Here is a 26,142-nt window from a genome sequence, read left to right on the forward strand (position 1 = left end):
CTCCTCCACAGGTTAGGATTTTGGAATGCTATAAAGCAGAACCTGCTTCTGCTGGATTTCCAGGGTTTTATTGGCTTTCCCTCCCAGCTTCTCCGCCACCCGCCGTGAGCGGGCGTTCATGGGATGGATCAGGCTGACCAGCGATGATGCGCCGACATGGGAGTACGCCACGTCTCTGATCGTTTGCGCCGCCTCATAGGCGTACCCCTGCCCCCAGGAGGCGCGACGCAGTAACCAGCCAATCTCTATGCCCGGCCATCCCTGCGGATAGTATAGACCCGCGCGCCCCAGCAGACGCCCGCTTTGAATATCCTCCAGCGCCCACAAACCATAGCCGCGCAAGCGCCAGTGGCCAAGCATCAGCGCCAGACTTTTCCATGCCGCATCCAAGTCGTAGCCCTGTCCATTCGCCATATAACGCATGACTTCGTCGTCAGCCAGCATCTTGGCGTACTCCGGCAAATCCGCTTCCGTGAACTGGCGCAACTGCAAACGCGCGGTCGTCAGGGTAAGCGGCGCTTTAATCTCAGTGCTTTGCATAAGCTTCGCGTCTTTCCGTAGAGTCCGTGCAGATAATGGCTTTACTCAGCTTTCTACTACACTTGAATGAAGTTAATACATTATAGGCATCCGGGATTGAGTCAGCTATTTATTAAAAACATATCAACCAATTGATTAATAAATATATTTCCTAAAAGTAAGTAGCTGCGGGCAGATTTAACTAGACTTAAAAGTGGAACACCTGCAATTGGGACAGCAATGAACGCACTGGAACAAGAGTTCGGTTTTCAAGACATTGTGGAAAACGCCGCTGACGGCGTCTTAGTCACCAAAGCCTCGCCCTTGGACGACCCCGGTCCGGAAATCGTTTACGCCAACAGCGCCATGGAGGACTTGTCCGGTTACAGCAGAGATGAACTTCTCGGCGCCACTCCCAGAATGCTGCAAGGCCCACTAACCGATGCAAGCGCCTGCCGACGCATTCGTCGCGCCTTACAGGAAAAGTCACAAGTACGTTGCCGACTGCTGAACTATCGCAAAGACGGCAGCCAATACTGGATCGAAATCAGCATTATGCCGTTGTTGGACAAAAGCGGCGCGGTCAGCCATTTCGCCGCAATCCAACGGGACATTAGCGCCTACGTGAAACTGGAGGAGCACTTCTCCAAAGCCGCCGGCAAAGACGGGACCACTTTGCTCGCCAACAAAGACCATTTCCTTGATGGACTGGATAAAGAATGGCGGCGCGCCTACCGGCATCATTCACTGTTCTCGCTACTCACTTTTCAGGTAGACCAGTTCAACGCCTCCCATGCCCGGGATTCGGAGCAAAGCCAGCAAATGCTGGCGCTCATTGGCGCGACCTGCAAAGCGGTATTCCGTCGCGAGGACACGCTCGGACGCATCGGAGAAAACGAATTCGCCGTATTGATGCCGGAAACGGATCTGCGCCAGGCGGGACTTGCCGCAGAGCGGTTGCGTAGCAAACTGGCGGCGCTGGTGGACCGCCACCCCAGCATCCGGCCGCCGTTTACAGTCAGTATCGGCATTACCCAGAACCAGTTGTTGGATGAACGCCCGGAAAGCGTTCTCAACCGCGCCCGTCAGGGCCTGATTAAAGCCGGCGCGCAGGGCGACCGGGTCACGGTGGTGGAAACCTGAAAGGCGAGACAGGACGTAAGTTCAGAACAAACATTAGAGGCAAACGGATGAGCAAGACAGAAACCCCTTTGGAGCTGAGCGAAGAACAATGGCTGCACATCAACGAAACCATCACCATGCTCACGCTGGCGGTAGCGCAGATCGAAGCCTCCATCCTGGAAAGCGAAAAATCCTTCGGCCGTTTGACCCAGTCCTTCACGACTATCGTGGAAACCGTTAACTCTGCCCCTGACCCTTCTACACAGGCCCATGAACTGAAATTGCAATTGGACGGACTGAAGAAAGACGTCCATAACGCCGTGGTCGACTTCCAGTTTTTTGATCGCTTGGCGCAACGCCTTTGCCACGTCAAGGAGAGCCTCGGCGACCTCGGCGGGCTCCTGCGGGCGCGTGAGCGGCTGGACAAGCCGGAAGAATGGCGCAACCTGCAACAAGACCTCAAAGGTCGCTACACCATGGCCTGCGAGAGAGAGATGTTCGACATGATCCTCAATGGCGTCGCCATCGAAACCGCATTAGCCCACTTCAAAGCCAACTATCTGGATGAAATGGCCCAGCAAAACGAAGAAGATGGAGATATCGATCTGTTTTAAACAGACTAATTACCTCCCCCCTCTACAACGCTATTTTTACTTACTCCTTTCTCATGACTGACGTTAGTCCCAAAGGACGATTGATCAAAAAACAGACACAAATACAATAACGCCAGTATTATTTCTGTTTGTAACCCGGCCTCTTCTTACAGCAATTCAGGTTCCCCGACCCCAATTTACCTGAGCCTTCGTGCGTCCAGAAGCGGCCTGCAACATAGGATGTTTCCTGCATGCATTACCCCCGTCGCTTCCAAGTCAAACATCACTTGGATATCGTCGCTGATGAACTGACGCGCATTGAGTCGCCCACTACCGCCATCGGCTATATCGAAAAATGTCTGAACGACGGGGATGGACGCGGCAAGGATTTCGACGCCTTTATCGCCTCGCTGCAGGGAAGTCATTTCCAGTCCACCTCAAACAAGTTTCCCGGCCGCGGCGCGGCGGCGTTCAATACCTGGCGCAATACCCTGATTCGCGAAGCCCGCCATGGCAATGTGTTATTAGTGGTGGATGCAAGCGAAAAGCCTTTTCATCCGCTGATCATTGAGAAAGACAAAAAGCTGACGCCAGGGCAGTCCAACACCCATGCCGCCACCCAGTTGTTGAACCGTCTGAAGCCAGTGAAAACGCCCTCGCCCAAACGTCCGGCGGGGACCGCCGCAGGGGGAGCGGCCGCCTCCAATCCCATGGCGGAAAGCCATCCGTCGTTCAACGGCAATGTGGGCTGGGCCAGCGTCCAGAGCGAAAAAACCAGCTACGGCGCGCCGCCGCCTCCGGCCCCATCAGCGTCCAATCCCGAAGAGACGTCCGTCAGCGACGCCAGCGGCCACAACGACAACGGCGAAACTCAAACCGCCAACGACGAGGCCTGCGTCAGCGGCGACCCTGTGAGCATGATCACTGGCGAGGAGTTGCTGGATCTGGTGGATTTCACCTTGCCTGGTCCTATGCCTTTAGTGTGGAAGCGCACCTACAAGTCTTCCAACAACCACCAGCGCGGTTTGGGCGTCGGCTGGACGCATCTGCTGTGTCAGACCCTGGAAGAGGACAACGGGCGCATTACCTTCACCACCGACGAAGGCCGTTATATCGACTTCCCGCGTCCCCTGATCGAACAGTCCAGCCGCAACGCCGCGGAGCGCATGACTCTGCATCGTGTGGACGAGAACATCTACGCGCTGCAACAGCTGGGACAGCCGGACAAAGTCTTCGTCGGCGGCAACGGCGCCTACCGGCTGGAAGCTCTGGTGGACGCCTTGGGCAATCGCATCGACATTGCTTACTGGCAGGACGTGGACGGCTATGCGCGTCCCATCACACTCCTGCAAGCCAACTGGGGACCGCGCCTGCATATCCTGCACAACGCCCAGGGACTGATGTGCGAGATTCAGTCGATCCAGACCAACGGCGCCGTCGCGACCTTGGCGACTTACGACTATGACGAGCAGCAGGATCTGATCCGCGCCGCAGACCGAGCCGGCGCCAGCGAAAGCTACGCCTACCGCCATCACGTCATCACCCGTCGCACCCTGAAAACCGGCTTCAGCTTCTATTTCGAGTGGAGTCAGTACAGCCCCAGCGGCAAGTGTCTGCGCCAGTGGGGCGATCGCGGCATTTACGATTACCGTTTTGAATGGGATACCGCCAATAAAGTCTCCCACGCTTTCGACAGCAATGGCGGCAAAACTACTTATTACTACGACCACCGCGGCAAGATCATCAAGGAAATCGATCCCGAAGGCGGGGTCACGCGCATGGCCTACAACAAAAACGGCCAGCTGATCCAGCATATCGACCCGGAAGGCGGCGTCACCCGCTACGTCTACGACGAGCAGGGGTTACTGACGCAACTGACAGACGCCGCCGGCGCGTCCTACAAAATCCGTTACAACCACCGCGGCCAGCCGGTGGAGATGATCAATCCCCTGGGCCACAGCTGGCGTCGCGAGTACGACGGCAAAGGGCTGCTGACCTGCGTCACCGATCCGCTGGGCAACCAGACCCGCTACGCCTACAACGAACGCGGCCTGCCGCAGAGCATCACCGACGCCGCCGGCAATGAAAAAACCTTCGTCTGGAACGCCCTCGCGCAGTTAGTCAGCGAGAGCGTCAACGGCCGCCGCACCGAGTACCTGCTGAACGAAGACGGCGATATCGGCGCGGTTGTGGACGCCGACCAGCGCACCACCGAGTACGAATATGACCTGCTCGGCAACGTCACCCGCGTACAGCATCCCGACGGCTCCGCCGTGCAGTTGCGCTACAACGCCAACAGCCAGCTGACCCACTTTATCGACGCCGCCGGTCGCTGCACAGAATACGTGTACGACGGCCTGTCCCAGGTGCGCAAAAAGATCGACGCCAACGGACAGGTGTTTGAATACCTGTACGACAAAGAACGCAACCTGATTGGTCTGATCAACGAGAAGGGCGAGCGCTATAAGCTGGGCTACGACCGCAATGAACGCCTGATCCGGGAGATCGGCTTCGATGGGCGCATTCAGGAGTACCAGTACAACCGCGCCGGGCATTTGATCTCTCATCTGGAAGGCGTTCATATCGACCTGCCGTCGGAACAGGCCAACACCACCCGCTTCAGCCGCGATCCGCTGGGCCGACTGCGGGAAAAACACAGCCCGGACGGCGAAATCAGCCAGTTCCACTATGATGCAGCGGGACGGCTCACTGAGGCGAGCAATCCTCACCGACAGCTGCGCTTCGCCTACAACGCCCTGGGACAGCTAACCGAAGAGCGTCAGGACCAGCATGTGCTGCGTCATGATTACAATCCCCTGGGCCTGCGCACGCAAACCCAGTTAGCGGACGGAACCCGGTTGAACTTCGCCTACGATCAGCATGGCCTGTTCAGCGAAGCCCGCTACAACGACAACCTGCTGACGCAGATCACCCGCGATGCGCAGGGACGGGAAGTCGCCCGCCAGCAGGGCGCACTGCAATCCCAGTACGAATACGACCTGATGGGCCGCCTGAGCCGCCATCGCGTCGGCCATGAGGCCAACAAAACGCAACTGATCGACCGTCGCTACCAGTACGACCACCACGGCAATCTGGCGCTGATCGACGATCTGCAGAAAGGGACGACCCGCTACCATTACGACGCCCTGGACCGTCTCAAGCAGGTGGAAAGTTACTGCAACGAGCAGTTCGACTTCGACCCGGCGGGCAATATTCTGAGCGGAGAAAGCGATAGCGCGGTGAGAAAAGGCAACCGCCTGCAATTCCATGGCGACCGCCACTTTGACTATGACGACGCCGGCAACCTGATCCGCGAACGTCGCGGCAAAGGCGGCAAACTGGAAACCCGCTACCTCTACAACAAGCAGAACCAGCTGATTGCGGTGGAGAAAGACGGCCAGCGCACCGAGTATCGTTACGACGCCCTGGGCCGCCGCATCGCAAAACAGGACGCCTTCGGCCAGACCGAATTCCTGTGGAACGGCGACGTGCTGCTGTCCGAACAACGCCAGCACCTGCGCAAGCTCTACGTCTACGAACCCGACTCCTTCCGGCCGCTGGCGTTCATCCAGGACGAAAAAGTCTACCACTACCACCTGGATCACCTGGGCACGCCCCAGGAAATGACCGACGCAGAAGGAACCCTGGTCTGGTCCGCCCGCTACAAAGCCTACGGCGCCCTGGCCCTGCAAGACCTGGAAAACGTCCACAACCCGCTACGCTTCCAGGGGCAATACTTTGACGAAGAAACCGGCTTCCATTACAACCGCCACCGGTACTATGATCCCCAAAGCGGCCGCTTCATCAACCAAGACCCCATCGGCCTCCTGGGCGGCGCCAATGCCTACCAATATGCGCCAAATCCAGTGGGATGGGTTGATCCGTTTGGGTTGACGGCGAAGAAGGAAGATCCGTGGCGACAGGCTAAGGCTATTGCTGCTTCAAACATAACAGTGGGGCAATTTGACGATGCTATTGCTCTAGGTCTCCAGGGGAAAAATAGTAAAGGAGCGCTGTTACCTAAGCACGAAGCGAGGGATGTTAAGTTTGAGGCAGAAGTAGCTCAAGCACTACGCGATCACTTGGTATCATTTAGGCGAGAAGTACCACATCCTACTGAAGCGCGTAATGTTGGTGAAATTGATATTGAAACACCGAACTTCATTATTGAAGCTACTATGGGCAGGGCGAGCAAAGCTGATCAGGTTGGAACGCGGTTAACTAACGCAATCGTTAACCCTCATAATAAGCCAATAGTTGTTGTCGCTCCTAGATTAAAAAATAGTACGAAGGTTCAAAATACAATTGATGCAGGGGCATCTGCAGTGGTTCATTCTATTGATGAACTGCTAGAGTATTTAGCAAAAAATGGAGGGCCGTGATGTCCACCTCGATTTACTTGGTTAGTAGCAATAAAATTCACCCCGAAGATGCACTGGCATTTTTGGCAGACTTGAATGCTGTCAATATTGATAAAGAAAGGGCTAGTGGTTTGATCGCCGAGGGAAACGCTAATATCTGGATCAAATTCTTAGGAACTTCAGTGCTTGAGGAGAGTGACGAGGAAGAGCTTGACGCTTGGTCGAATTACTTAGGCAAAGATGCATGCTCATTTTTTGAACTAACAATAGGTAAAGGTGAAGGAGGTATGCAGCTTGCTGTAAAAGTAGCAAGAGAGAGTATGCAGCGATGGAGAGTAGTGGTGGATGATCTTTATGACTTTATTTATTGCGAAGAAAATTTAGATGAGATATTAAATTCATAATTTCAATTTTGACCCTGTAAATAATTCTGTGTATCTGCCTGGTTATTAAAGATACTCTGTTAAGCGATCTTCGAACTCGATCATAAATCGGTTCAGCGCTGACTTCCAATTCCTGATCGGCATCGTCCATTTCTTCGACGCATCCATGATTGCCAGATACACCACCTTCCTTGCGGAATCATCCGTGGGGAACAGCTTCCGTTTCTTGATCACCTTCCTAATGACGCTGTTAAGGGACTCTATGGCGTTGGTCGTGTAGATGGCCCTGCGAATGTCTTCCGGGTAGCGGAACAGAGTGTTGAGGTTCTCCCAGTGAAGCCGCCAGGATCGGCTGATCTGGGGATATTTCTCATCCCATCGTTCGGCAAACCTGTCCAGCTCTGAGAGGGCTTCCTCCTCGGTGGCCGATTGGTAGATCCGCTTCAGATCTGTTGTGACCGGCTTATAGTCTTTCCACGGCACATACTTCACCGCATTGCGCACCATGTGCACGATACAGAGCTGTATCTGGGTTTGGGGATACACGGTATTGATCGCTTCGGGGAAACCCTTCAGGCCGTCCACACAGGCGATCAGAATGTCCTTCACGCCCCGGTTCTGCAACTCGGTCAGCACATTCAGCCAGAACTTCGCCCCTTCGGTTTCCGAGAGCCACATCCCTAGCAATTCTTTGTGGCCTTCCAGGTTGCCCCCCAGGGCCAGATAGATCGCTTTGTTGATCACCTGCTTGTCCTGGCGGATCTTCACCACAATGCAGTCCAGGTACACGATGGGATAAACCGCATCCAGAGGACGAGACTGCCATTCCACCACCTGCTCAATCACGGCATCCGTCACTTTGGAGATTAAGGTGGGAGAAACATCCGCACCATACATTTCCTTGAAGGTAGCCACGATCTCTCGGGTGCTCATGCCTTTGGCGTAGAGGCTGAGAATCTTGTCATCCATGGTGGTGAAACGGGTCTGCTGCTTCTTGACCAGTAGAGGCTCAAAGCTGCCCTGACGATCTCTGGGAGTATTAACTTCAAACTGACCGTCCTCGGTACGGAGGGTCTTGCTGGAATAGCCGTTACGGCTATTGTCTGAATTTGAAGATTGATGTTTCTCGTACCCCAGATGCACATCCAGCTCTGCATTGAGCGCGGCTTCCACGGTCGCCTTGGTGAGCATCTGACGGAACTCGTTGAGATCCTTTTCTGTTTTCAGAGATTTGGCTGCCTCACGGGCAAATGCTTCTAATTCTTTCTGGTTCATTGTCTACCTATCCTTAACCCCGCTATAGGGTACTAGTGATAGGCAGATACACAAATTAAATTACAGTCTCTCAATTTTGGAAACTATGTGAGCTTTCCGGCCGTTCTAAACAAAAGATTTAACCCACTTAGCGCACATGAAAAAATTTCAGCCAATCTGCTTAAGCTCATGGTTTTCTATAGTCTTCCCACAACCAATCAAGTTGTCATAAATTATGAAAAATCTTAACAATAATATTTAAAAAATGGATTCAAAAAAGAGAAAAAATCGACACACACATTTAAATATTGATTACTAAAAAACTCAAACACTTAATAATAGATTTTTTTCCTACGCTACAAATAAGGCGAAAAATAGATCAAAAAACACTCTATTTTTTATACGGCCTCGAAGTGAAAGTGGATTTCGAGATCGAAAACCTCATAAGCTTTAATAACATTATAGATATATTTAAAACTTTGCCTATTTTTAAAATAGTATTTCCAAAATATAAATACTTAAGTATATCCTACCTATAAGAACCGAAAAAATATTTTCGAGATACGTAAAAACATCATTTTTATCAAATATTTATACACTAAATAATGAAATTTCGTTTGTTGTGAAAACCATAGTCGCACTCCATGAAGGGGTGAACGCCTTTCGAACAATTTCTGACACTGAAGAGCAGGCTTTTACGAGCAGCAACAGTCGAACCCTAAACATAACTGTCACTTTCAGTAACAAAGGAGAAACAAGCTACTTCCTGGACAAAAATCTTGCCTTCCATAATGGCATATACACAATTTCATGCTTGTCATTAAATGCAGAAGGAAAAGAGATAAAAAGAAGGATAAATATAAAAGTAAAGCCGTCTTCGTTTCCTGATGACTATATAGAAATCAGGCCTCATAGTTCATACAGAGGCAGCCTTGTTCTAAATGAGTACTTCAACCTACCTGACTCCGAAAGCATTTCGATACAGTACCAGGCTTCGGCCAGAAACCCTGTAACAGGGAATATTGACGTCATTAATTCAACCATAACAGAAATAGAAATTGGAGGCTAAAGTATCTCTGATGCAGCGAGTATTATCATTCAGTCACTAAGAGTGATCTGAAATACTCCGTATAAGCCATTCAAAAACTGCCCTCTGCACTACCTCTGCCTATGAAAATCCCAGATTTCCACCATTACGCTTACTGCCCCGAAATGCACGGCGACTCAAACGTTCGGACGATTGGCTGGCTGGGTGATTCTGTTCCGAGTACTGGACCCAATCCTGATTTCGTGTTGGAGATTCTGCAGCATTTCCGGCAATGTCATTTTGCCCATGATGGTGAGTTGGGCAAACATGCGTGTGAGATGTGTGATGCTGACGAGAGGTTCCATGGGGAGTTCTGGGTTGAGGTAGGCGACATTCGCTATGTTCTGCCTTTGGCGATTTTTCATTATATAAACGCCCATGACTATCAATTACCTCCTCAGTTTGTGGAGCATTTACTCCAGCACTGGCGCTCCGAGGCGTCGTTATCCTGCCGGAATGGAAGCTGCGCTGCGAAAAACCAGAACAGGAAGGGGTTCGAATGGCGTAGTGAGGTCAGTTGTATTCCCCGAGAGCCTGTGAAAAAGTGGTGGCGATTCTGGCGCAGATAGTTCTGTGATACGGATAGCACTCAGCAGCTCAGGGTATTGCCCGCCTTCCATTCACTGCCTATAGGGACACTGAATATGACATTTCCAAAAGCGTTTCTTCCCCTCGTCGCGCTGGTCGCCGCCTCTTCTCTATCGTTCGCGTCCGATGAGGCGCCGGGTTGGGTGACGGAGGGTCCTTACGTAGCGGAGAACGCATTCTCTTTCGAACTTCCCTTGGAGGTTCTGGCCAACAAGTTATTTGTTGAAGTCGAGGTTGGCGGCGCTCCCCGGCGTTTTGTCTTTGATACCGGTTCGCCGTCGATGATGAGCGCGCAGCTCGCGAAAGAGTTGGGGCTTAAGGCCATCGACAAACGCCAAGGGCGAGATTCTCACGGGGCGATCGTCGAGAGTGAGATTGTACAGGCGGATTTGAATGTGGGGGGAACAGTTTTCCATAAAACACCGCTCTTCGTGGCGGATTTTCCAAAGACGGCGCAGTGCTTGTTTGATGGCGTGCTCGGCTCTGAAGTGCTGCCGCTTTGCGCCTGGCAGATTGATTTATCCTCCTCTGTGCTGCGTTGTCACTCTGAGTTAGCGAAACTTGGCCACCTCGACAAAGCCAAAAAGCAGCCCCTGTATGATTTTGGTTACCCGCATGCGCCGATATTCGATATTCAGTTCGCGGACAAGGCCAAAAGCAAAGCAATGTTTGATACCGGTTCGCCTGAGTATCTGGCGGTTTCTCCCCCCGATTTCGAGGGCGCAAAGCGCAACGGCGGCGTTAGCGCCAGCCTCTCGGGCGCAGGCTCGCTCGGCGGTTCGCTGGGCGGCGCGGCGCCAGACAAAGAGCAGCTTCAGGTGCAGTTCAATAACCTGTCAATCGGCAATGTTGAGTTGGGACAGGTCGGCGCGCTGTTGCGGGAAGCGCCACCCAGTCTGATTGGCGCATCGGTACTGGAGCACTTCATTGTCACGCTTGATTCACGGTCTTCCTCTGCTTACTTTCTCCCGTATCGCAACGGGCCTTTCTCGCGCTCATCGTATGGATTTGGTCTGAACTTCGAAGAAACGCCGACGGTTTCCCTGGTTTGGGACGACTCCCCCGCCAAGGCCGCTGGCTTAAAGGTCGGTCTGCACATTACCTCCATTAACGGCGAGCCGGCCAACACCTCTTGCGTAGGCATTCGTAGCGCTATGCGCGCAATGTCGGAAGGCGACGTCATTGAACTCACGTGGGAGGGCGGTGCGGCCAAGCTGAAAAGGGAAAGAACGTTAACGGACTGATCCCCGCTAACGTTCGCATGCGGAAGCAATGCCGAGGCGCGACTTTCCGCACTCCGCTCAGTAATACAAAAACAGCTTTAAATCATCAAAGTACACGTCGTTGTCGTTACCGGCTTTGCGTACGCCTCCCATGCTCACGCGCAGGGTGCGGGCGCCGTTGGGGAGTTGGCCTGAGACTTGGCGGGCTTCCCAGGATTGCGAGCTGTTACTGGTAAGGACGTCATCTCCTACCCAGGCCAATTCGGCGCCGTTGGCGTCCAGGGCGGTCAGTTGCAGGCGGGGTTCATCCGCGCCGCTCCAGGTGGAAAGCATGGCGTTGAATTCCACGTAGGCGCTTCCAGCATCTATTTCAGTCGCATAAGCGGATACGTCAATGTCCTGTATTGCCTGCTCCTCGCAACAGTCGGAAGGCGCGCCTTTGCCGAAGCCGCGTCCGGCGAAATAGTAGGTTCCTGCAGCGGGACCAAAACCGCCGTTGTCGTTGGCGGTGATGGCGTTCATCATGCCTTTTTGCAGATTCCATCCGCTCATGTCCCCGGCCTCCGCATCGCCATTGACGATCAGGTTATCAGTGCGGGTTCCGGTGATATCGAAGCTGGCGACGTCACTCCAGGCGGACCAGTTCATCTGCGCATCCCGCACCCGGGCGCGCCAATGCCAGGTCGTCCCCGGACGCAATGTCAGTTCCGGACGGCTCTGGCCAGCGTAGGCGTCATAACTGGACGTATGGGTATTCTGCTCACTGTAGCGCTTGTTCCAGCGGTAGTAGTCATCGCCGCCGACGCGTACGGGAGCGGCGTTCAACATGTCACTCAGCTGCAGATTAAAAATGTCCGCATCCGCCTGCGTGTCGATAGCGACATAGCCGCTTTCATGATTGCCCTCGACCTCATCGGCGGGACCGTAGTACCAGTTCTGGCGGCGCGTGCGATTGCCCCAGATATCGTAGACCACGCCGTCAAAATCCGCGCTTTCCGACACCTGCCAATGCACTGCGCGCACCGCATCCGGCATGGCCACCTGCACACCCAACTCCACGGCGTTGGCGTCCTGCTCGCCGGTTCCCGCCGTCACCAGAGGTAGATTGACGTTGTCTTCAACAGCAAAGGTGAGACTGTCCACCACCGCGAATTCGGTGTCGCCGTCAAAGCCGCCTTTCTTCCGTTCCAACGTCATCGTCGGCGCGTCGCCAAAATGGAAGGTCAGCAGGTTGTAACCGAACTCGCTGCGACTGATCTCGAAGGTGTCGTAATCGCGGATCTGCTTGGCCTGATGATCCGCATCGTCCAGCGGTTCGATGTACCCGGAGGCGCTGGCGGCGTTGAGCCACAGATGGTTCACATCCCGGGACTGTCCTCGGGAATAGGCGTGAGTGTGGCCAAACAGATGCCCCGTCACGGCGCCAGTGCGAGCGCTGTATTGCTCCAGTTCCGCCACCATTTCGCAACTGCCGATACTCTCTCCGACGTTCCACATTTCCGACAGACAGCCATGGTGGAACATTCCCAGCACAAAGTGCTTGCCCTGCACTTCCGCATCGCTCAGCGTTTCTTTCAGCCACTGCCGTTGCACCGCCAGCGTATCCCGGTTGAACGCGCCATGGGCGCCGGAGATCGTGTAGCTGTCCAGCCCGACCAGACGCAGGTCCATGTAGTCCAGGTAGTACCACTTGTCTTCGTAACCGATAGAACCGTTTTCCGGCGGAGCCATATAGCTGCGATACAGACGTAATTCAGCGTCGCTGTAGTAATCGTGATTCCCGGGCACAGTCACCAGCGGCACATAGGGCGTGATGGCGGCGAGACTGCCGAACAACTGCTCGCGCCAGTTCTGGCGATTGCCGCCCACTTGCACCACATCGCCGGAAATCGTGATGGCGGCGATGTTTTCCGCGCAGGTCTGTGGTTTCGCCGCGTCACATTCATGTTGCAGAAAACCCTGGTTCACCACATTGGTGAGCACCTTGGCGTACTCATCCCGATCTAACTGGGTGTCGCTCAACGCGATGACGCGCGCCTGCTCCACGCCATCCCCCGCCTGGGGCCAGGTTTTGAAAGCGTAACGCGGCGTCGCCCGCTGTTCCCCCAACACCTTGGTGACCACGTAGTACTCATACAACGTATTGGAGCTGAGCTGATGTATCGGCGCTTTACGCACCAAGCCGTCGAGGGAATGAGACTCCGCGCTGACGCGGGTGAATTCGCCCTTGCCGTCGAAGGGGCGCACCCATACTTCCGCATTGCTTTCTCCCGTTTCGAACATCACCGTCATTTGGTCAGATGCGGGAGCCTGCAGATAGGGTTGCACGATAAAATCCGGCGCGGTGGCGCTGCTCGGCGGCTCGACATCAGAGCCAGGCGGGTCGGTGGGGTCCTGGTCGCCGGAACAGCCGGCCAGAGCGAAGGCGAGACCGCAGGCCAACCAAGCAAGTCGTTTATGAAGCATGAGATATTCCTTGTAGGTTATGAATCCGGCAGCCAAACAGCGTCCCTCTATTTGTCTGAAGCGACAGGGCCTGTATGTGTCAGGTCCTGCCTTCGCGGCTTGCCGCCTCGCAGGCGCATCCCGGCGCCCGGTTACCAACACGTCAATATCAGCGTCGTGTTAATAACTGGCGAATCATCTGGTTCGGACCAAGATAAAGTTGGAATATTTCATTGGAATTTCCATAAAATTTCATAAACAAGGCAGTTTTATGACCGCTGGTACGAACCAGACTGTCATATTTATGTCATGCCGATTCGCTGTAATGCGCCAAAGCCAACACCGGGCGCGGGTCCGCGCCGGAAAAGACGTAAGGAATGAATTGTGAATCAGGCAGCCGCTTATCTGTCTCTCGCCGCCAAACTGCAGCAGCGCATTCTCAACGGCGAATTGCCCGCCGGCAGCAAGCTTCCCTCGGAACGCGCCTTATGCGCCCTATTCGAAGTCTCCCGCGTCAGCGCCCGCGACGCCCTGCACGCGCTGGAGTCACAGGGATTGATCTATCGTCTGAATCGCATGGGCTGGTTCGTGGCGCCGCCAGTGTTTATCTACGATCCCACCCGCAGCAGCAGTATTCAGGAAGAGGCGATCAGTCAGCATCGGGCGCTGACGACGGAATTGCTCAGCGCCGTGCAGGAGACGCCTCCAATTCAGGTTAGCAAGGCGCTAAAACAGGCGCCGACGCAGAGCGCCTTTGTCGTCACCCGTCGCCGCGCAGTGGACCAGCGCTGGGTACTGCTGGAAGTCTGCTACTTTCGGGAATCGGCCTTCCCTGACCTGCTCTCCCACGATCTGGCTGGGTCTCTCACCGCACTGGTGCGGGAACAATACGGCTATCGGGCCAGAGAGCTGGACGTCAGTATTTCCTCCTCGCCTCTCAGCCACAGCCATGCGCAACATTTGCAGGTGCGGGAGGGCTGCCCTTCTCTGAAACTGGAGCGGCAGGTAAAAGTCGCTGGCGAACCTATCGCGCTGGAGCGAGAATTCTGGCTGCACGACGCTATTGAAATGCGAGTGAAAGGACAAGGTAGCTGAGGCATGCGCGAAGACGCCGACGTAAGATTTATCTCTCTCAAGACACACCAGCTCAGCGAGGCGTTCGCCGCTTATAAAGCGGGGCTCTATACGTCCATCGACACCGCGTTCGGATGGGATGAAGACTATCAAACCCAGCGCTTCCACAGCCGCTACGCGTTGGAGGATCTGTACTGGATCGTCAGCGCCGACAGACGGGTCGGCCTGCTCTGCTATCGGTTGCATGAGGACGCGCTGCATCTGCATTTGGCGCTGATTTTTAGAGAGGCGCAAAGTCAGGGACTGGGGTCGCAAGTGATGGCGCAATTACATCGTCTGGCGCAAGAGACGCAGCGCCGAATCACCCTTTCCAGCTTCAAAGACAACCATGGGGCGATTCGCTTCTACCGTCGCCATGGCTACCGGATTACCGGGGAAGATGCGCATTTTGTCGAGCTGGCGCGCGACGGCGATCAGCGCGCCTAGCCAGGGTTCTCCGCATACCAGCGCTTCACGGAGGCAGCGATTTTTTCCAGGGGTAAAACGTCATCGGCGGCGTTGAGTTTCACCGCCGCGCCGGGCATTCCCCACACCACGCTGGACGCTTCATCCTGGGCGATGGTGTAAGCGCCCGCTTCATGCAGACGCAACAGTCCAGCGGCGCCGTCTTTGCCCATGCCGGTCAGCAATACCGCCATGGCGTTGGCGCCGGCGGCTTTGACCACTGAGTCGAACAACACATCCACGCTGGGGCGATGACGATTCACCGGCGGGGTCTCACTGAGACGACACACATACTTGGCGCCAGTGCGCACCACTTCGAGATGATATTCGCCGGGGGCGATGTACACCCGTCCCATGGTAATGGGGGCGTTATCATAGGCCTCTTCCACCTTCATCGGCAGACGCCGGTCCAGACGCTCCGCAAAGGAGCGCGAGAAGGCGCCGGGAATATGCTGGGTGATGACGATGCCCGGCAGGTCCATGGTCAACCCGTCCAGCAGGTCGCGAATGGCGTCCAGTCCGCCAGTGGAAGCGCCGACGGCGATCAGCTTGTCCGTAGTGGCGAAAACCGGTTGCGGCCTCTCGCCGGCGGCGACTTTCTGGTGCTGCGTTTGCAGCCGTTGTTGCTTGAGAAGCAGTTTGTCGTGAGGGATGCGCGCAGCGGTGATGACCTTATCAATAATTTCCTGGGCTTTTTCTTCGATGCCTTCGCGCAAATCAATTTTGGGCTTGGCGATGAAGTCCACCGCGCCGCATTCCAGAGCGTCCAGGGTCACGGCGGCGCCCTGCTCGGTGAGACTGGAAATCATCACCACCGGCATGGGACGCAGACGCATCAGGTTGCGCAGGAAGGTGAGTCCGTCCATGCGCGGCATTTCCACATCCAGGGTGATGACGTCCGGATTAAGCGCCTTGATTTTCTCTCGCGCCTGATAAGGGTCGCCGGCGGTGTCCACCACTTGCAGATGCGGCGACTGATTGAGAATTTCCACCAGGATTTTGCGCATCAGCGCAGAATCATCCACGACCAGGACTTTGTATACCTTCCCCGCTCCGCTGCTCATATTGTTCCTCGTCATTATTCGTTCAAATGCGCCGGAAACCTCCATCTCGATCAGAACAGGTCCACATCTCCCGCTACCTTGGTATGGCTCAACTCGTCCATATAGTGTTCTTCACGTTGAATCACCGTATCGTTGTGCAGAGACTTCAGTCGCTTCATCATGACTTTGCCGTTGGTGGGGTCATACAGAATCTTGCGCGGATAATCGCCGCCTACATCCTCAGAGGAGATTTTGAAACCGTCCACCTCCAGATAGCGGCGCACAAAGTCGATATTCTTCTCTCCTACGCTGCTCATGCCGCGAATCACATTGGCGCCGCCGAATATCTTCACCTCCAGGGTGCTGCGCTTGCCGGTCAGCTTCATGACGTCATTGATCAAATGCTCCATGGCGTAGTTACCGTAGCGAAATGCATCGCTGAGGATATCCATGCGGCCGCCGCCTGCATTTTGCGGCAGCATAAAGTGATTCATGCCGCCCACGCCCGAAGCCGGGTCGCGCACGCAGGCGGAGATGCAAGAGCCGAGCACAGTGCCGATCAATTCCTGCTGGTTGGTGACGTAATATTCTCCGGGCATGATTTTGGCCATGAAGCGGCCCTGGTTCTGCACCCAGAAGCGGTTCACATTCTGGAACCATGGCAGACTCAGCGGCGGCGGTTGCGGTTTTTTCTGTGCGGAGTTCACGCTAGGTCACCTTCTGATAAATGGTTTGCCCCAGGGAGACAAACTGGCTGGACACGCCGTGCAGAGATTCGGAATGGCCCATAATCAGGTAGCCTTTGTCCACCAGGCTGTCCGCATAGCGGGCGATGAGTTTCTGTTTGGTTTCGCGATCAAAATAGATCACCACGTTACGACAAAAAATCACATGGTATTTGTGCTGAAAGGAGAACGGTTTGATCAGGTTAACCTGCATGAACTCAATATTCTTCTGCAGCTCAGACGACACTCGCGCCATACCCGCATTGGCCCCCTTTCCGCGCAGAAACCAGCGTTTCTTGACCGGCGCCGGAATCGATTCAACGCGCTCCAGGGGATAAACGCCGCGTTGGGCTTTGCCCAACACCTCAGTGTCGATATCTGACGCGGTGATCCGCCAGCTCATCTTGGTTCCTTCCGTAGCCTCCGCCAGGGTCATGGCGATGGAGTAGGTTTCTTCTCCGGTAGAGCAGCCCGCCGACCACACCCGAAATTCCTTGACGCCAGCCTTGGCGTATTCTGGAACCACTTTGTCCCGCAAAAACACAAAATGATGATTCTCCCGGAAAAAAGACGTGAGGTTGGTAGTCAGCGCGTTAATGAAATGAGTGAATTCTTCGTCCTTATGGCGCTCCAGATAGGCCACGTACTGGTCAAAGTTACTCAGCTTCAAAGCGCGCACGCGCTTGGCCAGGCGTGAGTAGAACATTTCATATTTGTTGCTTTGCACCACGATCCCGGTATGGTCGTAACTCATGGCGCTGAGTTTGGCGAAATGTTCCTGAGTGAAGTTGAATTCCCGCGCCCGTTCGCCGGTATGCAGCTTATCGTTCATAAGCCGCCTTCCTTCAATCCGCAAGCCCGGGGAATTGCGATTGCAGGGACAACATGCGCACCACCTGCTTCATGTAGTCCGACGCATCCAGCCAGTCGACGCCGCCGCCATGACTGGCCTGTCGCCTTTGCGCCGCCAGCAGCAGTTGCAGCGCCGCCGCATCCATAACTTCCACATCTGAACCATCGAATTTGATGCGTTGCGACGCAGGCGCGCCATTCACCTGCTCATATATTTTTTCCACCGAGCTGATGGAAAAAGTGCCGGGCAACTTAATGGCGCCGGACTCATAGCTTTCATGCTGTTCGCTCATTCCTTGCTCCAGGATTCCATCTGGGTGAATGTTTCCGGATCGAGCAGTTTGTCCACATCGATCAGCACCACCATGCCTTCGTTGCGATTGACGACGCCGGTGAGATAGCGGGTGTCTAGCTTGGAGCCCAGTTGCGGGCGCGCCTTGATATCCTTCTCCGCCACATCCATGACGTCGGCCACCCGATCCACCACCATGCCCATGGTGTGATGCTCAGCTCCCCCTTCTTTATCCAACTCCACGGAGACGATGATCACCACGGTCTCGCGATCGTAATCCGCTTTGGGCAGCGCGAAGCGCACCCGCAGGTCGACGATGGGCACGATGCCGCCGCGAAAGTCGATAACGCCCTTGATGTACTTGGGCACGTTGGGAATTTCCCGTGGTCTGTTCCAGCCACGAATCTCCCTCACACGCAGGATGTCGAGCCCGTAGGACTCGTCACCCAGCCAGAAAGTCAGAAATTGCAGGTTATTGTCTGCGCTCTGCTGCGCATTCTGTCGCTTATCCATCAGAACACTTCCCAGTCTTCGTCTGTTTGCGTTTTATCCGCTTGCGGTCGCGCTGCCGCTTTCGCGGCAGGTCTGGCTTGCGGGGCCTGCGCCTTAGACGATTTTGGCTTCACTGACTTCACCAGGGCGCTGCTGGCGCCTTGCACTTTGAAGAAAGACATCAGTTGCACCATCTGCTGAACGCTCTCCAACGAAGACTCCGCCGAGGACGCGGTCTCCTCCGCCAACGCAGCGTTCTGCTGGGTGATTTCGTCCAGCTCCATCACCGCCCGATTGACCTGCTCGATGCCGGAACTCTGTTCTTCGGTGGCGGAGGCGATGTCAGAAATCAGGTCGCTGACCTTCTTCACGTGCAGAATAATCTCATCCAGATTCTTGCCGGACTCATCCACCAGATGAGAGCCCGTCTGCACCTTCTTCACGCTGTCTTCAATCAGATCCTTGATTTCCCGCGCCGAGGTGGCGCTGCGCTGCGCCAAGTTACGCACTTCCGTCGCCACTACCGCGAAGCCACGGCCCTGATCGCCGGCTCGCGCCGCTTCCACCGACGCGTTCAACGCCAGCAGGTTGGTCTGGAAGGCGATGTCGTCGATCACGCCGATAATCTCAGCAATCTTGCGACTGGCCTCGTTGATTTCCCCCATGGAAGAAACCGTACGCTGAGTAACTTCTCCGCCTTTGGCGGCGGCGCTGCGCGCGAAGTTGGCGAGCTGATCCGCCTGCCGGGCGTTGTCCGCCGTGTTGCGCACGTTGCTGGACAGTTCTTCGATACTGGAAGCGGTTTCCTCCAGGCTGGAGCTTTGTTTTTCCGTCCGCTCCGACAGTTGGTTATTTCCGGTGGAGATCTCCTGATTGGAGGCGCGCACGCTTTCGCTGCTTTGATTCAATTGCGAAATAATGTTGTCCAGGCGCACCATACTGCCGTTTACCGCCTCCGCCAGATTGGCGTACTGGCCCTCATAATCATCCCGCATGCGCCCCTGCAAATCGCCTTCCGATAAGGACCCCATCACTGAACTGATATCCTCCAGCACTGAAGACATCACCTCTATCAGTTCATTCAGCCCTTGCGCCAGCGACTGGAAGAACCCGGTCTTGCCCTTCATGGCTACCCGTACCTTTAAGTCGCCTTTCCTGGCGCTTTCGACGATATGCTGCACTTCCCGTTCGGTAACGACCTGATTTGTGACGTCACGCCACTCCACCACGAAGCCAATGACCGCATCGTTCTCACCGCGAATGGTCCCGGCGGTGAGATCGAAATACGCGTCGCCTAGCTGTAGTTTGGCGTCATGGGGGCGACGCAGTCCTGTCAGTAAGGTGCGCTGATGGCTTGGATTCTGATGAAAGAAATCAATGCATTGACCATCCAGCTTGTCGGCGTCAAATTGAGGTAGACGTTTTTTGATTTCAGATTCCGCATCCTTCAACACCTTTCTCACGGCTGGGTTCATATAGACAATGTTGAACTTTTCGTCGGCGACCATAATGGCGGTGGAAGTGGTGTCTACGGCCTGTTTTAGACGACTGGTGACAATCAGCTGCTTGCGATCTCTTTCGATTTGCTCCTTCAGCTGATCCCGCATTAAGCGGAGCTGGCCGTACACTCCAGCACGCTCATCCAATTTTTGCTCCAATCGACCCGCAGCGATATTTTGCGCGATAGTATCCAGCTCCGCCGGTTCGCCTCCCAGACTGCCGGTAATCGAACGCACGATAAGGTAACCGCAACCCAGCAGCGCCAGAAGTATCACAGCGCCGAAGATACCGGCTAAATTACGTGCGAAAGCGGCTTCGGAAATCTCTGCTTCAATTGCTTTTTCCAGCCCACTCACCGCCATATCCCACAGCTCGAAAGAGTGGGAAAGCGCCGCCGTCGCATCAGTAAAAAACTGCTTGCCGCTGTCTCCGGGAATCGTCTCATTACGATCTATTGCGGCGGTCAACTGCCTGGCTTTCATCACCACGTCGCGGGAAGCAGCCAGCGACCTTTCCAACAAGGGGGGCAACTCACTGTATCGTTCCGCAACCAGACCGACATTGTGCTCAATGTCCGCCAATCGCTGCATAACGGAGTTACCCAGCCCCACTGCCTGAGTCAGAGCAGTCAAATCAGTATTCCTTGAATCCGCGTAGCGCGCCAACTGTCCTGCAAAGCCGCCGCGAAGTTTGCCCATATTTTCCATCAGGACCGGCATATTCACCGTGGTAACAGTAGTCAGAAACCGAATATCAACATCTCGACTTACCGCCATGCTGGAGTTTTCCGCCACCTGCTTGAAATACTCCGTCAGCCCCTGAATGATTTCCGTATGCTGTGCGAAGCTATCCGCCCCATTTAAAGCGCTATAACTGCTTTTCAGGCGGGTCCAGTCATTGTAAAGGGCTTGAACGGCCTGTAGAGCTCCCAACGCCTGATCCCGTTGACGCGCCGTGTCCTGCAACGCGCTCCAGGCCGCCTCCAGTTTCCCCTCATTGACCTGCAACGCAGCCATCACGCTATTGTCGCCATTTTTTAGCAAAGCTGTGGTTCCCCGGTGCTCCGCTATCAGCTTTTGCACTGGAATCACCAGGCGCACGATATCCAGTCCCTGCTCCCCAAGTCTTTGTTCATTTAGACGCTGTTGCGCATCAACGATGCTCTTCCCCAGTAAAAAAGCCAGAGGAAGGGAAAAAACCAATGCGAAACTCAGCAGTTGCTGCCAGACTTTTAGCTTCTTTAACATACGTCCTCCTGAATAATCACCGATGCCGCCCTTTGATCCGTTTTAGATTGATTTTTCACCCTGTCGTAAAAGAGGCGATGGTCAGAACACTTCCCAGTCCTCATCCTCTCCCGAACCAGTCTTGGTTGAAGTTTTGGCGGTCGGCTTGGATGCTTTTCTGGCTGAGGGGGCAGAGGTTCTCCTTGAACGAGGCGCGGCCGCTGATGCGTTTACGGCGCGCTCCTGGTCGCCTTCTACCTTAAAGAACGACATCAACTGCACCATCTGCTCGACACTATCCAGGGAAGATTCCGCCGACGACGCGGTTTCTTCCGCCAACGCGGCGTTTTGCTGCGTAATTTCGTCCAGCTCCATCACCGCCTTGTTGACTTGCGTTAGCCCGGAGCTTTGCTCCTCCGTCGCCGCAGCAATATCGGAAATCAAATCGCTGACCTTCTTCACATGCAGGATGATTTCATCCAGGTTCTTGCCGGACTCATCCACCAGCTTCGAACCGGCCTGCACTTTCTTCACGCTGTCTTCAATGAGATCCTTGATCTCCCGCGCCGAGGTGGCGCTACGTTGCGCCAGGTTGCGCACCTCCGTCGCCACCACCGCAAAGCCGCGCCCTTGTTCGCCCGCGCGGGCCGCCTCCACCGAGGCGTTGAGAGCAAGCAGATTGGTCTGAAAGGCGATGTCGTCGATCACGCTGATAATTTCCGCAATCTTGCGACTGGCTTCATTGATCTCGCCCATTGACGCTACAGTGCGCTTGGTGACTTCGCCGCCAGTGGCGGCGGCGTCCCTGGCCAGGTTGGACAACTGATCCGCCTGGCGGGCGTTATCCGCAGTGTTGCGCACATTACTGGATAGTTCTTCGATGCTGGAGGCGGTTTCCTCCAGGCTGGAGCTCTGTTTTTCCGTACGCTCTGAGAGCTGGTTATTGCCGCTGGAAATCTCCTGATTCGACGAACGCACGCTGTCACTGCTGTCTATGAGCTGACGCATAATGCTGTCCAGCCGCTCCATACTGGAGTTAGCGGCCTGCGCCAGTTCGTCATAACCTCCTTGGTAATCATCGCGCATGCGGCCTTGCAGTTCTCCTTCCGCCAGCCGCTGCATGAGCTCCCGAATATCCTCCAGAACCAGATCAACCACGCCGACCAGTTCATTCAGCCCTTCCGCCAGCGTGCGCACAAAGCCTTCTTTACCTTCCAGTCCAATACGCTTTTTCAGGTCCCCCAGTTTGGCCTTGTCGACCATTTCCTGCACTTCGCGCTCAATGGCGATCTGCGCACTGATGTCGCTCCACTGCACTACGAAACCCAAAATAGTCCCTTGTTCGTCGCGAATAGTCCCCGCCGTCAAATCAAAGAAGGCGTCGCCCAGTTGCAGTCTGGCGTCATGGGGGTGTTGAAGCTGAGTCAGCAAACGACGTTGATGACCGGGGTCCTTGTGAAACACATCAATGCATTCGCCGATCAACTTGTCGGCGTCAAACTGAGGCAAGCGTTTGCGAATCTCCGGCTCCGCATTCTTCAACGCCCGCATCACAGCGGGGTTCATGTAGGTGATTTTGAACTCTTCGTCGGCCACCATCAGCCCAACGCTGGCGGTCTCTATGGCCTGCCGCAGCCGCGACATGCGCACCATCTGGGTCTGATCCCGCGCTCTTTGCTCCCTTAACATGTTGCGCATTGCATGCAAGCGCCCGTACACCCCTGGTCGTTCCTCCATCTGTTCATCCAGACGTCCTTCAGATACGGAAGTGGCGATGTTTTGCAATTCCACAGGCTCACCGCCAAGCACGTTGAACAGCCATTTACGCAGACGCCAAATGCCGAAGGCGCCGCCCAGCAATCCCGTCAAAACCACTGCCAGCACAACCGTAAAAGTACGGTTCATTTCAATATGGTTCATCTCGCCAATGCTGGCCGTACTGCCTTCAATTATCTCGCTTAGCGCGCCCAGCTTTTGTTCCAACACTTCAAACGTCTCCTGGAACTTCTGCGCATTGGCTTCGACGCCAGGGAGCGATGCGCTGCCCAAGACCGCTCTCGCCCCATTGAAATAGCGCTCTATATCTGGTTTTGCGTTTTCCAAGGCGTCACGCACCGCCTTTGAGATATTCGATTTCACTATTACATCAACGTCACTGCGCATGGCCGCCTCATGTTCAGCAAAATCATTACGGGCCAGTTGCATATCTTCGTCTAGACCTTCCGACATGCCGTAGGCGTATTGATACACAACGCCTCGAATGCCGTCATGACGCATATCCAGATCCCCCGCCGCCCGCACAGCGACGACCACAGCCTCCATCTGATGTTGGTTAGAGCTGTTCGCCGACCTTTGCGCCACCAGGGCGGCGACGATCACAGCAAATACCAGAGTGAGGAGAATTAAAGCCAACCACAGCGTACGCTTTAGAGTCATGTTGGTTCTCCAAATAGCGTCGTTATCAAAGCGTTATCATTATTGGCGTTACCTGGGTCGCCTTTGCGCTGACTGAAGCGCTATGACCTTTAGAACACCTCCCAGTCTTCCTCTCCACCCTCCGTTTTCGGCTTGCCGGCAGGCTTGACCGACTTTCGCGGCGCCGACTCAGACACAGACGCCAGCTTGGGTTTGGACGCTTTCACCGGGGCGCGCCCCGCCTCTTCACGCACTTTGAAAAAAGACATCAACTGCGCCATTTGCTCCACGCTTTCCAGAGAGGATTCCGCCGAAGACGCGGTTTCTTCAGCCAGGGCGGCGTTTTGCTGGGTGATTTCGTCCAGCTCCATTACCGCCTGATTCACTTGATCCAAACCGGAGCTTTGCTCTTCCGTCGCCGCTGCGATATCAGAGATTAAATCCGCCACTTTTTTCACATTGCCGATAATTTCTTCCAACTTCTGTCCCGACTCGTCAACCAGGCTGGAGCCGGCTTGAACTTTCTTCACGCTATCTTCGATCAGATCTTTAATTTCTTTCGCCGAAGTGGCGCTACGCTGCGCCAGATTACGCACTTCCGTCGCCACTACCGCGAACCCCCGTCCCTGTTCGCCGGCGCGCGCCGCCTCTACCGATGCGTTGAGGGCGAGCAGATTGGTCTGGAAAGCGATGTCGTCGATCACACCGATAATCTCGGCGATCTTACGGCTGGCCTCATTGATTTCCCGCATCGACGTCACCGCACGCTGAGTGACTTCGCCGCCTTCCGTCGCGGTGTTGCGGGTAAGGTTCGACAATTGATCCGCCTGACGCGCATTGTCCGCTGTGTTGCTGACGTTACTGGACAATTCTTCAATGCTGGAGGCGGTCTCCTCCAGACTGGAGCTTTGCTTTTCCGTCCTTTCTGAGAGCTGGTTGTTGCCGGTGGAGATCTCCTGGTTGGACGCCTTCACGGAATCACTGCTCTGAATCAATTGGGTGATGATATTATCCAGGCGCACCATACTGCCGTTGACCGCCTCCGCCAATGCAGCAAAGCGTCCTTCATGGTCTTCCCGCATGCGCTCCTGAAGATCGCCCTCCGCCAAGGCTTCCATCACATCGCTAACGTCGCCGAGAACGTCATCCATCACTTCCACCAGAGCGTTCAGGCCCTCGCCCAATGACAGGAAAAAGCCTTGTTTGCCCTCCAACTCTACCTTCGCATTCAATTCGCCTTTGCGCGCGCACTCCACGATGCGTTGAACCTCTCTTTCTGTGTTCACTTGTGATGTCATATCACGCCACTCCACCACAAAGCCTAAAATCTCATCGGACTCGTTGCGGATAGCGCCAGCTGTCAGGTCAAAATAGGCGTCGCCCAGTTGCAAACTGGCGTCATAGGGTTGGCGCAGCCCCCTGAGCAAGCGATGTTGATGGGAAGGATCACGGTGGAAACTGTCTATGCAAACGCCTTCCAGCTTATCGGCGTTGAAGTTAGGCAGCTTCTTTTTGATTTGCGCCTCGGCATTCTTCAGCACCCTTTTCACGGCGGGGTTGGCGTAAACGATGTTGAAGCCTTCGTCCGCCACCATTAGAGCTGTGGTAGTGGTTTCTATGGCCTGTTTAAGCCGCGTGGTGACAACTAACTGCTGACGATCCCGATCAATGCGCTCTTTCAACTCATCGCGCATCTCCCGCAATTTGCCATAAACCCCGCCCGCCTGCGTCATCTGCGCGTCCATATCCCCAGCGCTGATGGCGACGGCGGCGCTCTCCAGCACAGCCGGCTCCTCGCCCAGAGTCGCCAGCAGATTGTGCCCGAAGCGCCAAAAACCGACGCCGATGATGACCAGGCCAACGATGACAATGCCCAACACCGCGGCGAACGTAGTGCTGATTTCCTGGCGATTGCCCTGCAGAATACGGTCGCGCTCAGACTTCAATAGCTCTTTCATCGCCATCGTGCGAGCTTCCAACTCATTAAACTCGCGGGCGAATACCGGCGTACTGGCATGCAAAGTCCCTATATCCCGACTCTGCATCACTTGGTTGGCGGCGGAGAGAAAGGCGTCGATGCTGGGAACCGCAGCTTCCATGGCGTCGGAGATTTTCTGCGACACCTGGGTGTTTTGCACCGTCTGCACATTTCTGCGAATCGCCGTTTCAAAATTCGCGTAATCCTTGCGCGCCTCTTCCTGCAATGCCTGATTGGAGGTTTCCATGCCATAGGCGTAATTGTAGGTGGCGCCGCGCACGCCTTCCCTTCGCATGTCCAGGTTGCCCATCACCCGGACCACTTCCGTCAGCCTTTCCATTTGCTCTTGGTTAGAAACCGTGGAACGGTTCTGTACTACCAGAACCACCACAATGACAGCGAAAATAGCGATAACCGCTACGCCTGCAAGCCATAAAGTGCGCTTTAACGTCATGTCCTTCCCCGA

General features: G+C 55.0%; 20 protein-coding genes. 9 read left to right on the forward strand and 11 right to left on the reverse strand.

What is annotated here, in order from left to right:
- Positions 1-12: 12 nt before the first annotated feature.
- Positions 13-540, reverse strand: coding sequence for a GNAT family N-acetyltransferase (locus O5O45_RS23345; protein WP_305901726.1), 528 nt, complete (start codon positions 538-540; stop codon positions 13-15).
- Between the two features lie 219 nt (positions 541-759).
- Here O5O45_RS23345 and O5O45_RS23350 point away from each other — a divergent pair, with 219 nt between their 5' ends.
- From O5O45_RS23350 to O5O45_RS23365, 4 genes are all read left to right on the forward strand, one after another.
- A complete protein-coding gene (locus O5O45_RS23350) occupies positions 760-1,662 on the forward strand; it encodes a sensor domain-containing diguanylate cyclase (RefSeq protein ID WP_305901727.1) in 903 nt (300 codons plus the stop codon).
- 47 nt (positions 1,663-1,709) lie between these two features.
- Positions 1,710-2,255: a hypothetical protein gene (locus O5O45_RS23355; protein WP_305901728.1), complete on the forward strand. Its 546-nt coding sequence runs from the start codon at positions 1,710-1,712 to the stop codon at positions 2,253-2,255.
- A gap of 230 nt (positions 2,256-2,485) precedes the next feature.
- Positions 2,486-6,616 (forward strand): RHS repeat-associated core domain-containing protein, encoded by a 4,131-nt coding sequence (locus O5O45_RS23360; protein WP_305901729.1) that lies wholly within the window; start codon positions 2,486-2,488, stop codon positions 6,614-6,616.
- Positions 6,616-6,999 carry a hypothetical protein gene (locus tag O5O45_RS23365; protein ID WP_305901730.1) on the forward strand — a complete coding sequence of 128 codons (384 nt, stop codon included), beginning with the start codon at positions 6,616-6,618 and terminating at the stop codon, positions 6,997-6,999. Before O5O45_RS23360 ends, O5O45_RS23365 begins: the two co-directional genes overlap by 1 nt.
- A gap of 45 nt (positions 7,000-7,044) precedes the next feature.
- Here the strand turns inward: O5O45_RS23365 and O5O45_RS23370 are convergent, their stop codons facing one another.
- Positions 7,045-8,253, reverse strand: a complete 1,209-nt coding sequence (locus tag O5O45_RS23370; RefSeq protein WP_305901731.1) for an IS256 family transposase — start codon at positions 8,251-8,253, stop codon at positions 7,045-7,047.
- Positions 8,254-8,854: 601 nt separating this feature from the next.
- Between O5O45_RS23370 and O5O45_RS23375 the strand changes: the two genes are divergently transcribed.
- From O5O45_RS23375 to O5O45_RS23385, 3 genes are all read left to right on the forward strand, one after another.
- Positions 8,855-9,301 (forward strand): hypothetical protein, encoded by a 447-nt coding sequence (locus O5O45_RS23375; RefSeq protein WP_305901732.1) that lies wholly within the window; start codon positions 8,855-8,857, stop codon positions 9,299-9,301.
- 101 nt (positions 9,302-9,402) lie between these two features.
- Positions 9,403-9,888, forward strand: coding sequence for a DUF7919 family protein (locus O5O45_RS23380; RefSeq protein ID WP_305901733.1), 486 nt, complete (start codon positions 9,403-9,405; stop codon positions 9,886-9,888).
- Between the two features lie 75 nt (positions 9,889-9,963).
- A complete protein-coding gene (locus O5O45_RS23385; RefSeq protein ID WP_305901734.1) occupies positions 9,964-11,151 on the forward strand; it encodes an aspartyl protease family protein in 1,188 nt (395 codons plus the stop codon).
- Between the two features lie 57 nt (positions 11,152-11,208).
- Here O5O45_RS23385 and O5O45_RS23390 read toward each other — a convergent pair whose 3' ends face one another.
- Positions 11,209-13,596 (reverse strand): purple acid phosphatase family protein, encoded by a 2,388-nt coding sequence (locus tag O5O45_RS23390; protein ID WP_305901735.1) that lies wholly within the window; start codon positions 13,594-13,596, stop codon positions 11,209-11,211.
- A gap of 363 nt (positions 13,597-13,959) precedes the next feature.
- Here O5O45_RS23390 and O5O45_RS23395 point away from each other — a divergent pair, with 363 nt between their 5' ends.
- Both O5O45_RS23395 and O5O45_RS23400 read left to right on the forward strand, forming a co-directional pair.
- A complete protein-coding gene (locus O5O45_RS23395) occupies positions 13,960-14,670 on the forward strand; it encodes a UTRA domain-containing protein (RefSeq protein ID WP_305901736.1) in 711 nt (236 codons plus the stop codon).
- A gap of 3 nt (positions 14,671-14,673) precedes the next feature.
- Complete coding sequence (locus O5O45_RS23400) at positions 14,674-15,135, forward strand: GNAT family N-acetyltransferase (protein ID WP_305901737.1); 462 nt, start codon at positions 14,674-14,676, stop codon at positions 15,133-15,135.
- Here O5O45_RS23400 and O5O45_RS23405 read toward each other — a convergent pair.
- The 8 genes from O5O45_RS23405 to O5O45_RS23440 form a co-directional block, all read right to left on the reverse strand.
- A complete protein-coding gene (locus O5O45_RS23405; RefSeq protein WP_305901738.1) occupies positions 15,132-16,217 on the reverse strand; it encodes a protein-glutamate methylesterase/protein-glutamine glutaminase in 1,086 nt (361 codons plus the stop codon). The two genes, O5O45_RS23400 and O5O45_RS23405, sit on opposite strands and share 4 nt — an antisense overlap.
- Before the next feature lie 50 nt (positions 16,218-16,267).
- The gene (gene cheD, locus O5O45_RS23410; RefSeq protein WP_305901739.1) at positions 16,268-16,903 is read right to left on the reverse strand and encodes a chemoreceptor glutamine deamidase CheD; all 636 of its coding nucleotides are present in this window, start codon (positions 16,901-16,903) and stop codon (positions 16,268-16,270) included.
- A gap of 1 nt (position 16,904) precedes the next feature.
- Entirely contained in the window at positions 16,905-17,753 is an 849-nt protein-coding gene (locus O5O45_RS23415) for a CheR family methyltransferase (RefSeq protein WP_305901740.1), read from the reverse strand.
- A gap of 13 nt (positions 17,754-17,766) precedes the next feature.
- A complete protein-coding gene (locus O5O45_RS23420) occupies positions 17,767-18,066 on the reverse strand; it encodes an STAS domain-containing protein (RefSeq protein WP_305901741.1) in 300 nt (99 codons plus the stop codon).
- Entirely contained in the window at positions 18,063-18,578 is a 516-nt protein-coding gene (locus tag O5O45_RS23425) for a chemotaxis protein CheW (protein ID WP_305901742.1), read from the reverse strand. Before O5O45_RS23425 ends, O5O45_RS23420 begins: the two co-directional genes overlap by 4 nt.
- Complete coding sequence (locus O5O45_RS23430) at positions 18,578-21,304, reverse strand: methyl-accepting chemotaxis protein (RefSeq protein ID WP_305901743.1); 2,727 nt, start codon at positions 21,302-21,304, stop codon at positions 18,578-18,580. Before O5O45_RS23430 ends, O5O45_RS23425 begins: the two co-directional genes overlap by 1 nt.
- An 81-nt stretch (positions 21,305-21,385) precedes the next feature.
- Positions 21,386-23,719, reverse strand: a complete 2,334-nt coding sequence (locus tag O5O45_RS23435) for a methyl-accepting chemotaxis protein (RefSeq protein ID WP_305901744.1) — start codon at positions 23,717-23,719, stop codon at positions 21,386-21,388.
- An 89-nt stretch (positions 23,720-23,808) separates the two neighbouring features.
- Positions 23,809-26,130, reverse strand: a complete 2,322-nt coding sequence (locus O5O45_RS23440; RefSeq protein WP_305901745.1) for a methyl-accepting chemotaxis protein — start codon at positions 26,128-26,130, stop codon at positions 23,809-23,811.
- Positions 26,131-26,142 lie beyond the last annotated feature (12 nt).

This window comes from Hahella sp. HNIBRBA332 (assembly GCF_030719035.1).
Classification (GTDB): Bacteria; Pseudomonadota; Gammaproteobacteria; order Pseudomonadales; family Oleiphilaceae; genus Hahella.

What these genes read in the sequence shown, in the direction of transcription:
- O5O45_RS23370 (WP_305901731.1), bottom strand. Translation starts at nt 8,253, where the DNA reads ATGAACCAGAAAGAATTAGAAGCATTTGCCCGTGAGGCAGCCAAATCT.
- O5O45_RS23415 (WP_305901740.1), bottom strand. Translation starts at nt 17,753, where the DNA reads ATGAACGATAAGCTGCATACCGGCGAACGGGCGCGGGAATTCAACTTC.
- O5O45_RS23350 (WP_305901727.1), top strand. Translation starts at nt 760, where the DNA reads ATGAACGCACTGGAACAAGAGTTCGGTTTTCAAGACATTGTGGAAAAC.
- O5O45_RS23360 (WP_305901729.1), top strand. Translation starts at nt 2,486, where the DNA reads ATGCATTACCCCCGTCGCTTCCAAGTCAAACATCACTTGGATATCGTC.
- O5O45_RS23435 (WP_305901744.1), bottom strand. Translation starts at nt 23,719, where the DNA reads ATGACTCTAAAGCGTACGCTGTGGTTGGCTTTAATTCTCCTCACTCTG.
- O5O45_RS23405 (WP_305901738.1), bottom strand. Translation starts at nt 16,217, where the DNA reads ATGAGCAGCGGAGCGGGGAAGGTATACAAAGTCCTGGTCGTGGATGAT.
- O5O45_RS23440 (WP_305901745.1), bottom strand. Translation starts at nt 26,130, where the DNA reads ATGACGTTAAAGCGCACTTTATGGCTTGCAGGCGTAGCGGTTATCGCT.
- O5O45_RS23420 (WP_305901741.1), bottom strand. Translation starts at nt 18,066, where the DNA reads ATGAGCGAACAGCATGAAAGCTATGAGTCCGGCGCCATTAAGTTGCCC.
- O5O45_RS23365 (WP_305901730.1), top strand. Translation starts at nt 6,616, where the DNA reads ATGTCCACCTCGATTTACTTGGTTAGTAGCAATAAAATTCACCCCGAA.
- O5O45_RS23345 (WP_305901726.1), bottom strand. Translation starts at nt 540, where the DNA reads ATGCAAAGCACTGAGATTAAAGCGCCGCTTACCCTGACGACCGCGCGT.
- O5O45_RS23425 (WP_305901742.1), bottom strand. Translation starts at nt 18,578, where the DNA reads ATGGATAAGCGACAGAATGCGCAGCAGAGCGCAGACAATAACCTGCAA.
- O5O45_RS23390 (WP_305901735.1), bottom strand. Translation starts at nt 13,596, where the DNA reads ATGCTTCATAAACGACTTGCTTGGTTGGCCTGCGGTCTCGCCTTCGCT.
- O5O45_RS23400 (WP_305901737.1), top strand. Translation starts at nt 14,674, where the DNA reads ATGCGCGAAGACGCCGACGTAAGATTTATCTCTCTCAAGACACACCAG.
- O5O45_RS23385 (WP_305901734.1), top strand. Translation starts at nt 9,964, where the DNA reads ATGACATTTCCAAAAGCGTTTCTTCCCCTCGTCGCGCTGGTCGCCGCC.
- O5O45_RS23380 (WP_305901733.1), top strand. Translation starts at nt 9,403, where the DNA reads ATGAAAATCCCAGATTTCCACCATTACGCTTACTGCCCCGAAATGCAC.
- O5O45_RS23430 (WP_305901743.1), bottom strand. Translation starts at nt 21,304, where the DNA reads ATGTTAAAGAAGCTAAAAGTCTGGCAGCAACTGCTGAGTTTCGCATTG.
- O5O45_RS23355 (WP_305901728.1), top strand. Translation starts at nt 1,710, where the DNA reads ATGAGCAAGACAGAAACCCCTTTGGAGCTGAGCGAAGAACAATGGCTG.